The following is a 12,847-nucleotide window of genomic DNA, read 5'->3' on the forward strand; positions in this document are numbered from 1 at the left end:
TTATAAAGGTAAAAAATGACAAAATCCATTATCGAAGCCGCCTTTGAAGACCGCGTCAGCATCACCCCAGCCAGCGTTTCTGCCGAAGTAAAAGCAGCCATACAGCAAACCTTGCAGCAGCTGGACTCAGGCAGCCTGCGCGTGGCCGAAAAACACAACGGCCAATGGCACGTAAACGAATGGGTTAAAAAAGCGGTGTTATTGTCGTTCCGCATTCAGGACAACGGCGTGGCCGATGATGGCGTAAACCGCTATTTCGACAAAGTGCCCACCAAATTTGCCGCTTGGGACGATGCCGAATTCCGCGCCGCCGGTTTCCGCGTGGTGCCTGGTGCAGTGGCGCGCCAAGGTAGCTTTATCGGCAAAAACGTGGTGTTGATGCCCTCTTATGTGAATATTGGCGCTTATGTTGACGAAGGCACCATGGTTGATACCTGGGCCACGGTAGGCTCTTGCGCCCAAATTGGCAAAAATGTGCATTTGAGCGGCGGCGTGGGCATTGGCGGTGTGTTGGAGCCTTTACAGGCAGCCCCCACCATTATCGAAGACAATTGCTTTATCGGTGCGCGCTCTGAAATTGTGGAAGGCGTGATTGTGGAAGAGGGCAGCGTGATTTCCATGGGCGTGTACATCGGCCAGTCTACCAAAATCTACGATCGTGAAACCGGCGAAATCAGCTATGGCCGCGTGCCTGCCGGCTCGGTGGTGGTGTCCGGCAGCCTGCCCGCCAAAGACGGCAGCCACAGCCTGTATTGCGCCGTGATTGTGAAAAAAGTGGACGCGCAAACCCGTGCTAAAACCAGCGTGAATGAGTTGCTGCGCGGCGTGTAATGGCAGTTGTGGTAAATTTTTGACATGCAAAAAAGCAGGCTAAGGCCTGCTTTTTCTATTAAACGGATTAAATGGATAGTTTATTGATTAAAGGCTGCCTGAAATTTGCTTTCAGGCAGCCTTGCTATGCAAAATCAAATTTAATGCTGCCGATTGCGCAACCAAGCCAAACCCAGCATCACCGCGCCCATCAACATCTTATTGCGCCAGCTTTTGGAGCGGCCAATAGCCTTAAACGCCAAACTGCTCAAGGGCAGTTGGTCGGCCCATTGCCATGCTTGCCGCCAATCCACCTGAGCCGCCGCTTGGCGCTGGTTTTTCATTTGCGCAGCCACCATTTTCAGGCGCAACACATCGGCCTGCAATTGCAATAAATCGCGCTGTTGCTGCAAACTGGGTTTAAGGTTGCTCATGGTTTGGCTCCTTTGCCACAGGGGATGTTGGGTATTTGCCGTTTAAATAGGCCACATCATCGGCCATGGCGTCCAGCGTGCTGCTCATAAAGCTGCCTTGTTGCTGCCACAAACGCGCCACCCACACCAACAAACCCAACATCAACAGGCCGAACAAGCCCGCCATGCCGAAAAATACCCAGATTTTGCTGCTTTCGGGCAATACGGTATTCAAGCCGAACAACAGGCTGATAAAACCGAGGAAAAACGCCACCGTGGCAATCAGCGTGGCCACAAATAAAAACACCACGCTGCGGATTTGTGCCACCGCATCCAGCCGCAACATGCGCAGCCGCAGCCACAGTAAGGAGCCGCCGTAGTCCAGCCAAAGTTTGAATTGTTTTATAGGGTTCATATTCCCCTCATTTTTTGGTGGTGAAATGAATTCGTGGCCAAGTGGCCACGCACAAACAGTATACCGCGAAACCGCGGCTGGTTTTCTTCAGCATCAAAACGCCCGATGGTTTGAACGCACAAAATAAAACCGCTTTGTCGATACAGGCGGCAAAGCGGTTTTGGTTTCAGGCAGCCTGAAGTCTTTATTAATCAAGGGCTAGCGCTTGTTATCAAGCCAAATCAACGGCGGCAGCTGCTGCTCAGCAATACGCCCACGGCCAAACCGGCCAGTGCGGCCACGCCCATGGCGTAATAGGGCTGGTCGTGCACCAGCTCATCGGTGCGGGCGGCGGTTTGTTTGGCTTTGTCTACCACCGTGCTTTCCATATCGCGCAATTGCGATTTGGCGCGTGCCAGCTGATCTTGCACCTTGGCTTTCAGTGCTTTGGCTTGGTCGGTGCCATTGTCTACCGAAGATTCGTAGAGGGTTTCCACTTCATTCAGCACTGAGCGTACTTCTTTCATCAGGGCTTCTTTTTGGGCATCAAAATCTTTACTCATGGTTAAATCCTTTCGCATTGATTCAAACAGGGAAAATTAAAGCGCCCATGGATACGGCAGCGCACTTGCCTGAATCATATGCTGCCACCCGCGCAGTTTTCAAGTATGGTGCTGGGCGATTTGGGTTAGTTTGAGTAAATAAAAATCAGCATCTCGCTGTATTTGCCGCCAGCTTAGCGCCGCCCCGTATCAACAAGCATCCGTTTTCGGTTAAAATTGCGCCTTGGGCGTAAAACCATGCCCGGCAACCCCAACACACAACGGAATAACGGAAACGGCGATGAGCGAAATGGCTTTACACAAAATTTACTCCGGCAAGGTGCGCGATTTATATGAAATTGACGCCGAGCGCATGTTGATGGTGGCCTCCGACCGGCTGTCTGCCTTTGATGTGATTCTGGACGACCCGATTCCGGGCAAGGGCGAAATCCTTACCCAAATTTCCAATTTCTGGTTTGATAAGCTTGCGCATGTGATGCCCAACCATTTTACCGGCGATGATGTGGCCGATGTATTGCCGCCCGAGCAAGCGCACATATTGGCGGCACGCGCGGTGGTGGTGAAAAAGCTCACGCCGGTGAAAGTGGAAGCGATTGTGCGCGGCTATTTGGCCGGCAGCGGCTGGAAAGATTACCAAAAAACCGGCGCCGTGTGCGGCATTGCCTTGCCTGCTGGGCTGCAAGAAGCGCAAAGGCTGCCTGAAGTGTTGTTTACCCCGTCGACCAAAGCGGCGGTGGGCGACCACGATGAAAACATTTCTTTTGCCGAATGCGAGCGCATTATCGGTGCCGAATTGGCGGCGCAAGTGCGCGACAAAGCCATTGCCCTCTACACCGAAGCGGCGGCTTACGCCCAACAGCGCGGCATTATTATTTGCGACACCAAATTCGAATTCGGGCTGGATGAACACGGCACGCTCACCTTAATGGACGAAGTGCTCACCCCCGATTCCAGCCGCTTTTGGCCTGCCAGCCAATATCAAGTGGGCACCAATCCGCCGTCCTTCGACAAACAATTTGTGCGCGACTGGCTGGAGCAAAGCGGCTGGAACAAACAAGCCCCGGCACCGCGTGTGCCCGCCGAAGTGATTGCGCAAACCGTGGCTAAATACCGCGAAGCGCTGCATTTGCTCACCGATGTGTAAAACCCGTTTTCTGCTCACCAAACAGGCTGCCTGAAACGCTTTCAGGCAGCCCTAAAACGACTGCCGCCATGCCACGACACCCCTACCGCCGCTTGCGCAGCGCCCGCCAAGCCTTGCCCGAAGTCGGCATTTCCGAAGAGGGCAATATCCGCTCATTGCATTTGGGCAGCGCCACCGTGCAAAGCTCCATGAATGTAGACCACCCCAGCGAATTGGTGCTCTCCTACAGCCGCGCCATGATGGCCTGGCTGCTGTTTACCGATGCCGCGCCGCGCCACATCACCCAAATCGGCTTGGGCGGCGGCTCGTTTGCACGCTGGATTGATGCCTATTTGCCGCAAAGCCGCCAAACCGTGGTGGAAATCAACCCGCAAGTCATCAGTGTGGCACGCAGCCTGTTTGAGCTGCCGTTTGAAGATGAGCGCTTTGAAATCGTGACTGCCGACGGCGCTGAATATATCCGCATCCTTTACGGCGGCGGCACTGATATCTTGCTGGTCGACGGCTTTGACGGCGAGCAAATCATCGACGATTTGGTGGGCGAACCGTTTTTTGCCGACTGCCGCGCCGCCTTGAGCGAAAACGGCATTTTCGTAACCAACTGGTGGCAGGCCGACAAACGCTACGATGTGTTTGTGCAACGCCTGCGCCGCGTGTTCGACAACCGCGTGATCGCCGTGCCCGCCGCCACCCACGGCAATGTGGCGGTGTTGGCTTTTCAGTCCGACCCCGCCGTGCGCCAGTGGGACAAACTGAAAAAACACGCCCAAACACTCAATGCCCAATACCATCTGGACTTTACCGGCATGCTCGCTGCCATCAAGGCGCAACAAGATGGCCGCAATATCTTGTCGTTTGATTAAATCTTTTTCAGGCAGCCTTAAAGCTGCATTATCGAAGGAAACCGCATGAGCCACTTCCAACGCCATCTGTTTATCTGCACCAATGAGCGCAACGACCCCTGCCGCCAAAGCTGTGGCGATAACCAAGCGGGTGCCACCGCTGTCGACTACCTCAAAGGCCACGCTCATGCCGCCGGCTTGATTGGCGCGGGCAAATTGCGCATCAGCAAATCCGGCTGCCTGGGGCGCTGCGAACAAGGCCCGGCGATGGTGATTTACCCCGAAGGCCGCTGGTATACCTATGTAGATGAAGCCGATTTGGCCGATATTTTGCAACACGACTTGATAGAAGGCCAAGCGGTAACCCGCCTGCTGATTGACCCCATTGATGCCGCCGAAAACGAGTAGCCGCCATGCACAGCCAACACCACCTCACTTGGATTGACGGCCCTGCCGGGCGCCTGCAAATCATCTACCTGCCCGCCAAAGGCCAGGCGCAAGGCGTGGCCGTGCTCAACCACCCCAATCCGCTGCATGGTGGCACCTTCACCAATAAGGTAATCCAAACCGCCGCCAAGGCGCTGAGCGAGCTGGGTTTTCATTGCTATCTGCCCAATTTACGCGGCGTGGGTGAGAGCGAAGGCAGCCACGATTACGGCCAAGGCGAAACCGATGATTGCCTCAGCGTGGTTGATTACGCCCGCGCCCAACATCCCGAGGTGGATAAACTGGTGCTGGCCGGATTTTCTTTCGGCGGCTATGTGGCCTTGTTTGCCGCCACGCGCTGCCAACCCGATGCGCTGCTGCTGCTGGCACCTGCCGTGGGCATGTACACCGTGCCCGCCGCCAACGCCCATCAATCCGACAAAACCCTGCTGATTCACGGCGAAACCGATGATGTGGTGCCACTGCAAAACGCCTTGGATTGGGCGGCGCCGCAAGACATGCCGGTGCTGGTGATACCGCAAGCCGGCCACTTCTTCCACGGCAAACTGATGATTCTGCGCCAGCAAATCAGCCGCCTGTTGCCTACTTTGCTGTAAGGTGGCTGAAGATACGCATCCGCTTGTTTAAGGCTACCTGAAATGTAACACTGTCATTGCCGAACTTGATTCGGCAATCCATTGACAGGAAATTGCAGAATATATCATCTGTTTTAAAATCAATGATATTGATGCTGTTTTTGTATTGCTGTTGCGTCGGTTTATTTTCACCGTGGATTGCCGAATCAAGTTCGGCAATGACGCATTCGATGGTTTCAGGCAGCATTTACCAATAAGTGCGTATCTTCAGTTAAACAAAATAGTGTGTAAATGGCTGTGCTTTAATACGAGCGCGTAACTTCAGTAAGGTAAGAATGGTTGTAATCCATCAAGCAGGGTGGAGCGGCTCACCCTCAATACGGCCTGCAAATCATCAGGCGCATTTACCGCCAACATAAAAAAACAGCTTAAACCCGCGCCGATAAAACACGCTGTTCTGACAAAACATTTGTTATACAGTATCATATGCACCTTTGGTGGTAATCGCCGCCGCATCTGCTTGCATCTATTATCATGAATTCATTATTGCTCAGCGGCCTTGGCCGCCGTTTGTTGTTGGCTGCGGCTTTGCTGTTGCTGATTTGGTCGCTGTTTTACTGGGCGGTGTACTGAATATGGGCATTGCCATCCACAACCTTACCGTCAGCTACCGCCGCCGCCCGGCGGTGCACCATCTGGATATGCAGTTTGCCGATGGCGCGATGTGGGCGATTTTTGGGCCCAATGGCGCGGGCAAGTCCACCTTGCTGAAAAGCCTGATGGGGCTGATTAAGGCGGATACCGGCCATATCGAATGGCAAGGTTTGTGCCGCCAAGACATCGCTTATCTGCCGCAACAATCCGATATCGACCGCAGCCAGCCCATGAATGTCTACGAGCTGGCGGCCATGGGTTTGTGGTATGAAATCGGCTTTTTCGGCAAGGTGAACACAGCGCAACATGCGCGGATACAGGCAGCCTTGGCGCAAGTGGAAATGGCCGACTTTGCCCGGCGCCCCATCGGCCAGCTTTCCAACGGCCAATTCCAGCGCGTGCTGTTTGCGCGCATGTTGGTGCAAAACGCCAAAGTGCTGCTGCTGGACGAGCCTTTTAACGCTGTGGACGCCAAAACCACGTTTGCGCTGTTGGAAGTGCTGCGCCAATACCACAGTCGCCAACATTGCACTGTGGTGGCGGTGCTGCACGACTACGAGCAAGTTCGTGCCTATTTCCCCAACACTTTGCTGCTGGCACGTGAAAAAGTGGCCGCCGGGCGCACCGAGGCGGTGCTGACCGACAGCCATTTGCAACAAGCCAATGCCGCCATGCAAAAGCATGACAGCGATGAGTGGTGCGCTGCCTGAAACAGCAAAATAAGGCAGTGATATTGACTTAACGGCTGCCTGAAACATCATCTGCGCTGCCCGTTATCCCACATCGAAATTAATCAAACCTGAATTGACGAAACCGTTTCCATGCAACTTTATACCTGGCTGATTGAGCCCTTTGCCGAATTCGACTTTATGCGCTACGCCTTGGCTTCGGTGGTGTTTTTGGCGCTGTCTGCCGCGCCGATGGGGGTGTTTTTGATGATGCGGCGCATGAGCTTGGTGGGCGACGCGCTTGGCCATGCGGTGCTGCCCGGTGCCGCCATCGGCTATATGTTTGCTGGCTTGAGCCTGCCGGCCATGAGCGTGGGCGGCTTTTTTGCCGGTTTGCTGATGGCCTTGCTGGCCGGCTTGGCCAGCCGCTTCAGCAATCTGAAAGAAGACGCCAATTTCGCCGCTTTTTACCTCACCAGCTTGGCCATCGGCGTGGTGTTGGTGAGCCAAAGCGGCAGCAGCGTGGATCTTTTGCATTTGCTGTTTGGCTCGGTATTGGCGGTGGATTTGCCCGCGCTCACATTGGTGGCACTGGTGGCCAGTATTACACTGGTGGCTTTGGCGGTGATTTACCGCCCTTTGCTGTTGGAAAGCATAGACCCGCTGTTTTTGCAGGCCGTGGGCGGCAAAGGTAGCCTATGGCACAGCCTGTTTTTGGTGTTGGTGGTGATGAATCTGGTGGCCGGTTTTCAAGCCTTGGGCACTTTGATGTCGGTGGGCTTGATGATGCTGCCCGCCATCAGCGCGCGGTTGTGGTGTAAAACCATGGGCAGCTTGATGCTGCTGGCGGTGCTGCTGGCCTTGGCCTGCGGTGTGGCCGGGCTGTTGTTTTCCTACTATGTGGAAATCCCCTCCGGCCCGGCGATTATTTTGTGCTGCGGCGGCGTGTATTTGCTGTCGTTGCTGATGGGCTGGGAAGGCGGCTTGCTGCCTAAATGGCTGCGCCGCCATAAGCACCATACTGCCTAACTGAAGGTTGCGCCTGATACAAGGCTGCCTGAAAACCTTGGCAAAGCATCAGGCAGCCACTATAATTGTTATGTAATAACATTAAAAGGAAATAAAATGAAACATTGGAAATTGGGCATTATTGCCGCCGCCTTTTCAGGCAGCCTATTGGCCGCTCCCATGCCGGTGGTGGCCAGCTTCAGTATTTTGGGCGACGTTACCCAGCAAATCGGTGGCGAGCGCGTGGCGGTGCAAACCTTGGTTGGTGCGGATCAAGATGCGCACGTATATCAACTCAATAGCGGCGACATCCGCAAAATCCGCGCGGCCAAGTTGGTGCTGGTCAACGGCTTGGGTTTTGAAAAAGCCGAGTTGGCGCGTGCAGTGCAGCAAAGCAAAGTGCCGATGGCAGTAGCCAGCCAAGGCATCAAACCCATGGCGGCGGCTGATGACCATGGCCACAGCCATGGCGGGCATAACCACGATCATGGCACTGAGGATCCGCATGTGTGGAATGATCCGGTGCTGATGCAAACCTATGCCCAAAACGTAGCCAATGCGCTGATTAAAGCCGATCCGGCGGGTAAAAGCCATTACCAGCAACGCTTGAAAAATTATCAAACCGAGCTAAGCCAGCTCAATACTTGGGCAGCACAATCGTTTAACGCCATTCCGGCCGCGCAGCGCAAAGTGCTCACCGGTCATGATGCGTTTGGCTATTTGGGCAAACGCTACAATATCCAGTTTATCGCCCCGCAAGGCGTGAGCACCGAAGCCGAGCCCTCCGCCCGCCAAGTGGCCGCCATCATCCGCCAAATCAAACAGCAGGGCATTAAGGCGGTGTTTAGCGAAAACATCAAAGACAGCCGCATGGTTGACCGCATTGCCAAAGAAACCGGCGTTAAGGTGCAGGGCAAGCTCTATTCCGATGCGCTGAGTAAAACCGCGCCGGCCAATACCTATGTGGGCATGTTCCGCCACAATGTAACGGCACTGAGCAATGCCATGAAATAAAGCCGTATTTGATTTCAGGCAGCCTCAAAAAAGCCAACCCCATAATGCAGATTATGGGGTTGGTTTTTGCCATTCGGCAGGGTTCAGCCGTTTGCTGAAATCAAAATAATGAATCGAGCTGGCTGTTGTCGCGCTTGGGCGGTACTTCCACGCCGCCATCAGCCGCGCCATCTATAGCAGTGCCATCCGCAGCACCGGCATTGTCTACCGGTCCGTCTGCACGGTTGTCTAGCGGCAGATTCGGGTTGGTGGTGGGAAATTCGCGTAAGAAATATTCACCGCCGCTTTGCACCATGCCGCCCGGTACCGGCATAGTTACATTCGGCTTGCCTTTGAGGGCATGGCGCATATAGTCCACCCATACCGGCAAGGCAATGGTACCGCCGAATGCCGCCCTGCCCATGCTGCGCGGTTTATCAAAGCCAATATAGACCGCACTCACTAGATTGGGGTTGAAACCCACAAACCAGGCGTCTTTATTGTCGTTGGTGGTACCGGTTTTGCCGGCAATATCGCTGCGGCCCAGCGCATTGGCGCGGGTGGCCGTGCCTGCACGCACCACGTCGCGCATCATGCTGTACATGATAAAGGCGTTGCGTGGGTCAATTACCTGTGGCGCATTTTGCTTGGCCACCAAGGGCTGCATTTGGGCGCGCAACTGGCCGTTGCCATCGTAAATCTTATCAATTACAAAGTTGGAAACCTTATAGCCGCCATTGGCAAACACCGCATAGCCTTCCGCCATTTGCATTGGCGTGGCCGTACCCGAACCCAGCGCCATCGACAGGCTGGACGGAATTTGATCGGCACCAAAACCAAAACGTTGAATATATTCTTTGGCATAAGGCACGCCAATGGCCATCAGAATGCGGATGGACACCATGTTTTTCGATGCGGTTAGCGCTTGGCGCAAGGTAATAAACCCGGCATAGCGGCCGTCCGAGTTTTTCGGCGACCACACCGAGCCGTTCGGCCCCATGCCCGGTAAGGAAATCGGCGCATCATTCACCGAAGTGGCCGGGGTCATGCCTTTGGCAATTGCAGCCGAATACACAAACGGCTTGAAAGAAGAGCCCGGTTGCCGCTGCGCCTGAGTTACCCGGTTAAACGTGCGGCGGTGGAAGTCGTAGCCGCCCACCAAAGCGCGTACCGCACCGGTTTGCGCGTCCAACGCCACCAGTGCACCTTGCAGCTCTGGTTGCTGCACCACACGATAGCTGTCGTTCTTTTGTTTTTGCACATGCACCACTGAGCCTATCCGCAGCGCATCTTCGCCCAGCTTTTTATTGCCGATGGTGTTTTTTACCCAATCATAAGCGGCACCCGTAATTTTGATGCTGCCTGCGCCTTGCACATATACTTCCAACGCGCCTTTGGGCACATCGGTGACCACCGCCGGAATCATGCCGTCCACAGTATATTGGGTCGACAAATACTGCTCGATTTGCTCATCGCGGCTGTCGGCAGCCATTTTTTCTACATCAATAAAACCTTCGGCACCGCGATAACGCGCACCACGATCAAATTGCAGCAAGGCTTTGCGCAAAGCCTGGGTGGCCACTGCCTGATCTTCGGCATTCACCGTGGTGTAAACACGATAACCTTGGGTGTAAGCTTCTTCGCCATATTTTTCATACATATGCTGGCGCACCATTTCAGCCACATACAAGGCATTTTGGTCAATTTCGGGCTGATAGCGCTCAAAATCCAGTTTTTCGGCCAATGCCGCATCACGCTGGGCACTGGTAATCATGCCTTGTTCCAGCATATTGTTGAGAATATATTGCTGACGTACCTTGGCACGCGCCGGATTCACAATCGGATTAAACGTGGACGGCGCCTTGGGCAAACCGGCCAAAATAGTGGCTTCGGCTAGATCCAAATCTTTAACTGGTTTGTTGAAATAAACCTGTGCCGCTGCCGCAAAACCGTAGGCGCGCTGGCCTAAGTAAATCTGGTTGAAATAAAGTTCCAGAATTTGGTCTTTACTTAGCGACTGCTCGATTTTATAGGCCAGCAAAGCTTCATTGAATTTGCGCGTATAGGTACGCTCGTTGGTGAGGTAAAAATTGCGCGCCACCTGTTGGGTAATGGTGCTGGCACCGGATTGCACCCCGCCGGTAAGATTGGAAATCAGCGCCCGCACAATGCCCATAAAATCCACACCGCCGTGCTCGTAGAAGCGCTTGTCTTCTGCCGCAATCACCGCGTCTTTGAGTACTTTGGGGAAGTCATCAATCTTGGTGAACGCGCGCCGCTCTTCGCCAAATTGACCCAACACTTTATTGTCGGCAGAATAAATGACCAAGGGCATTTTGGGTTGATAATGGGTTACCGCCTCAAGCGAAGGCAGCTTGGGATAGGTAACCAATACCGCAATGGCCAATAATCCCAACCCAAAAAGTGCTAAGCCCAAACCCAAACCGATGATGGTTGTTAATAGTTTTTTAATCATAATCAAATAAATTTTTAAGTTACCCTACCAAAGCGCTCAATTTACAGTAAACTCTGACTTAATTTAAAGTAAACTATGTGCTGTTTTCTGTAAGTAAAGTTTAAACCTGCTTTGCATCGGATAAAGTGAATTATTAATGCACCAACTTGGAATCCAAGCCATGAAAATAGGTAAAAGCAACAAGTTTTCAAACACTAACAATAAGTTGAAGCCATCCAATCATGATTGTATCGGCATTCATATTACCCCCCAAGCCATTCATGCTGTCTTGGTGAGTGCGCGCAGTGTAAATCAAATCAGCTTAGAAAAATACGCCATTACACCCTTGCCTCAAAATGTTATCAGTAATAATGGCATTGAAGATCACGATCAAGCTGTTACTTATTTACAACAAACCATGCGGCAATTAAACAGTAACTGTAAAAATATTACTGTCTCACTGCCGCAAAATCTGGCCTCTATTCAGGTGGTGCAATACAACCCTGCCCAAACTGAATTAACTTTAGACGAGTTTGTTGAGTTCGAGGTCAGCCAAACCGCCGACTTGGAAAGCAGCAGTTACGACTACTGCTATCTTTCCGATACCCGTCAAGGTAAATTACAGGATATTTTGCTGGTCAGCTGCAAACGTGATGATGTAGATGCCCGGCTGGATTTATTCAGCGCGGCTAACATCACGCCAAAACAAATGGATGTGGATATTTTGGCCGCGCTGAACGCAGTTAATTTTTGGATTAATCAGCAACAGCCCGTGCTGGCAGGGCAGAATCTGGCTATTTTCCAAGTGGGCATACACAGCACTTCCGCACTGATTACCCAAAATGACCGCTTATTATACAAACAGGAAATCAATCTAGGGCACGAACATTTAATGCAGGCCATCCGCCGCAACTATCAGCTCAGCGAAGGCGACGCCTGGAACATGGTTTATGCTGCCGGCAAACCGGCTGACTTCGCCACTAAAGTAGGTGCGGTGTTTCAAGATCAGCTGACACAGGAAATTCAGCGCTTTTTGCAATTTTACTACACCACCAATAGCCATGATCAAAGCACCGATGTGCAGCAGATTCTGGTTTCCGGCTATCAAAATGATGCCGCATTGGCGATTGCCGAACGCATTACACAGCAGGTTAATATCCCAACCCAGCAAATTACCCCCATTGCCGCCGCCCAAGCCAACAAACGTTTGGATAACACACAACTTTTAAGCGACAGCAGCCTGCTCACTGAAGCATTCGGCTTGGCCGTACGAGGTTTATAACCATGATACCGATGATTAAAATCAACCTGCTTCCCTATCGCGAAGCTTTGCTGCAACAGCAAAAACAGAAATTTAAAACACTAATGTTATTGGGTCTGCTTTTGGCACTGGCTTTGGCCGCACTCAGCTATTTCGCCTTTAGTGGCGCGGTTGCCAGCCAGCAAGGGCGTAATCAAGCACTTAAAGACGGCCTCGAGCAACTGGACGCGCAAATCAAAGAAATTAATAATCTAAAAGCGGAAAAGGCCGGCTTTTTGGCGCGCAAGCAAAAAGTGGAAGAGTTGGAAAACAAGCGCTTTGAAGCAGCACGCATCATTGATACCTTGAATACCTTGGTGCCCGAGGGCTTATATCTGACCGCCATTACCGGCGATGATGCCAATCCGAATAATTACAGTATTAGCGGTAAGGCCATAAGTGACAGCAAAATCGCCATGTTTATGCGCGCCATTCCAAGCACCGGTTTGTTTAACAGTGCAGAGTTGGATAACATCAAAAAAGTAAACGATGCGCAGGAATTCATCGTTAAAGTATCAATCAACCGGCCTGAACCTGTTGCTGCCGAAGCATCAGCCGCATCAGCACCATAACCGGACAGA

At 52.7% G+C, this 12,847-nt stretch carries 15 protein-coding genes; 10 read left to right on the forward strand and 5 right to left on the reverse strand.

Annotated elements, in window-relative coordinates; all coding sequences use genetic code 11:
- Positions 1–15: 15 nt before the first annotated feature.
- Positions 16–831 (forward strand): 2,3,4,5-tetrahydropyridine-2,6-dicarboxylate N-succinyltransferase, encoded by an 816-nt coding sequence (gene dapD, locus JQU52_RS07220; protein WP_230340437.1) that lies wholly within the window; start codon positions 16–18, stop codon positions 829–831.
- A 140-nt stretch (positions 832–971) separates the two neighbouring features.
- Here the strand turns inward: dapD and JQU52_RS07225 are convergent, their stop codons facing one another.
- The 3 genes from JQU52_RS07225 to JQU52_RS07235 all read right to left on the reverse strand — a co-directional run bounded on the left by JQU52_RS07225 (position 972) and on the right by JQU52_RS07235 (position 2,180).
- Positions 972–1,244, reverse strand: a complete 273-nt coding sequence (locus JQU52_RS07225) for a hypothetical protein (protein WP_230340438.1) — start codon at positions 1,242–1,244, stop codon at positions 972–974.
- Positions 1,231–1,638 carry a phage holin family protein gene (locus JQU52_RS07230; RefSeq protein ID WP_230340439.1) on the reverse strand — a complete coding sequence of 136 codons (408 nt, stop codon included), beginning with the start codon at positions 1,636–1,638 and terminating at the stop codon, positions 1,231–1,233. The genes JQU52_RS07225 and JQU52_RS07230 overlap by 14 nt, the downstream gene beginning before the upstream one ends.
- Positions 1,639–1,859: 221 nt before the next feature.
- Positions 1,860–2,180 carry a DUF883 family protein gene (locus tag JQU52_RS07235; RefSeq protein ID WP_230340440.1) on the reverse strand — a complete coding sequence of 107 codons (321 nt, stop codon included), beginning with the start codon at positions 2,178–2,180 and terminating at the stop codon, positions 1,860–1,862.
- 280 nt (positions 2,181–2,460) lie between these two features.
- Between JQU52_RS07235 and JQU52_RS07240 the strand changes: the two genes are divergently transcribed.
- The 4 genes from JQU52_RS07240 to JQU52_RS07255 all read left to right on the forward strand — a co-directional run bounded on the left by JQU52_RS07240 (position 2,461) and on the right by JQU52_RS07255 (position 5,209).
- Complete coding sequence (locus tag JQU52_RS07240; protein ID WP_230340441.1) at positions 2,461–3,324, forward strand: phosphoribosylaminoimidazolesuccinocarboxamide synthase; 864 nt, start codon at positions 2,461–2,463, stop codon at positions 3,322–3,324.
- A 68-nt stretch (positions 3,325–3,392) separates the two neighbouring features.
- Entirely contained in the window at positions 3,393–4,187 is a 795-nt protein-coding gene (locus tag JQU52_RS07245; RefSeq protein WP_230340442.1) for a polyamine aminopropyltransferase, read from the forward strand.
- A 45-nt stretch (positions 4,188–4,232) separates the two neighbouring features.
- Positions 4,233–4,574 carry a (2Fe-2S) ferredoxin domain-containing protein gene (locus tag JQU52_RS07250; protein ID WP_230340443.1) on the forward strand — a complete coding sequence of 114 codons (342 nt, stop codon included), beginning with the start codon at positions 4,233–4,235 and terminating at the stop codon, positions 4,572–4,574.
- A 5-nt stretch (positions 4,575–4,579) separates the two neighbouring features.
- On the forward strand, positions 4,580–5,209 hold the full coding sequence (locus JQU52_RS07255; protein ID WP_230340444.1) for an alpha/beta hydrolase: 630 nt from the start codon (positions 4,580–4,582) through the stop codon (positions 5,207–5,209).
- Here JQU52_RS07255 and JQU52_RS07260 read toward each other — a convergent pair.
- Positions 5,196–5,435, reverse strand: coding sequence for a hypothetical protein (locus tag JQU52_RS07260; protein WP_230340445.1), 240 nt, complete (start codon positions 5,433–5,435; stop codon positions 5,196–5,198). The genes JQU52_RS07255 and JQU52_RS07260 overlap by 14 nt on opposite strands.
- A gap of 388 nt (positions 5,436–5,823) precedes the next feature.
- On the opposite strand from JQU52_RS07260, the gene JQU52_RS07265 reads away from it, so the two are divergent.
- The 3 genes from JQU52_RS07265 to JQU52_RS07275 all read left to right on the forward strand — a co-directional run bounded on the left by JQU52_RS07265 (position 5,824) and on the right by JQU52_RS07275 (position 8,532).
- On the forward strand, positions 5,824–6,552 hold the full coding sequence (locus JQU52_RS07265; protein WP_230340446.1) for a metal ABC transporter ATP-binding protein: 729 nt from the start codon (positions 5,824–5,826) through the stop codon (positions 6,550–6,552).
- A gap of 111 nt (positions 6,553–6,663) precedes the next feature.
- Complete coding sequence (locus JQU52_RS07270; RefSeq protein WP_230340447.1) at positions 6,664–7,539, forward strand: metal ABC transporter permease; 876 nt, start codon at positions 6,664–6,666, stop codon at positions 7,537–7,539.
- Positions 7,540–7,635: 96 nt separating this feature from the next.
- On the forward strand, positions 7,636–8,532 hold the full coding sequence (locus tag JQU52_RS07275) for a metal ABC transporter solute-binding protein, Zn/Mn family (protein ID WP_230340448.1): 897 nt from the start codon (positions 7,636–7,638) through the stop codon (positions 8,530–8,532).
- Between the two features lie 100 nt (positions 8,533–8,632).
- Here JQU52_RS07275 and JQU52_RS07280 read toward each other — a convergent pair whose 3' ends face one another.
- Positions 8,633–10,987 (reverse strand): penicillin-binding protein 1A, encoded by a 2,355-nt coding sequence (locus tag JQU52_RS07280; RefSeq protein WP_379061693.1) that lies wholly within the window; start codon positions 10,985–10,987, stop codon positions 8,633–8,635.
- Positions 10,988–11,147: 160 nt separating this feature from the next.
- Between JQU52_RS07280 and pilM the strand changes: the two genes are divergently transcribed.
- Positions 11,148–12,248, forward strand: a complete 1,101-nt coding sequence (gene pilM, locus JQU52_RS07285; protein WP_230340449.1) for a type IV pilus biogenesis protein PilM — start codon at positions 11,148–11,150, stop codon at positions 12,246–12,248.
- 47 nt (positions 12,249–12,295) lie between these two features.
- Entirely contained in the window at positions 12,296–12,838 is a 543-nt protein-coding gene (locus JQU52_RS07290; RefSeq protein WP_230340450.1) for a PilN domain-containing protein, read from the forward strand.
- Positions 12,839–12,847: the final 9 nt, after the last annotated feature.

Origin of the sequence: Paralysiella testudinis (genome assembly GCF_016894345.1) — a bacterium.
Lineage (GTDB): Bacteria > Pseudomonadota > Gammaproteobacteria > Burkholderiales > Neisseriaceae > Paralysiella > Paralysiella testudinis.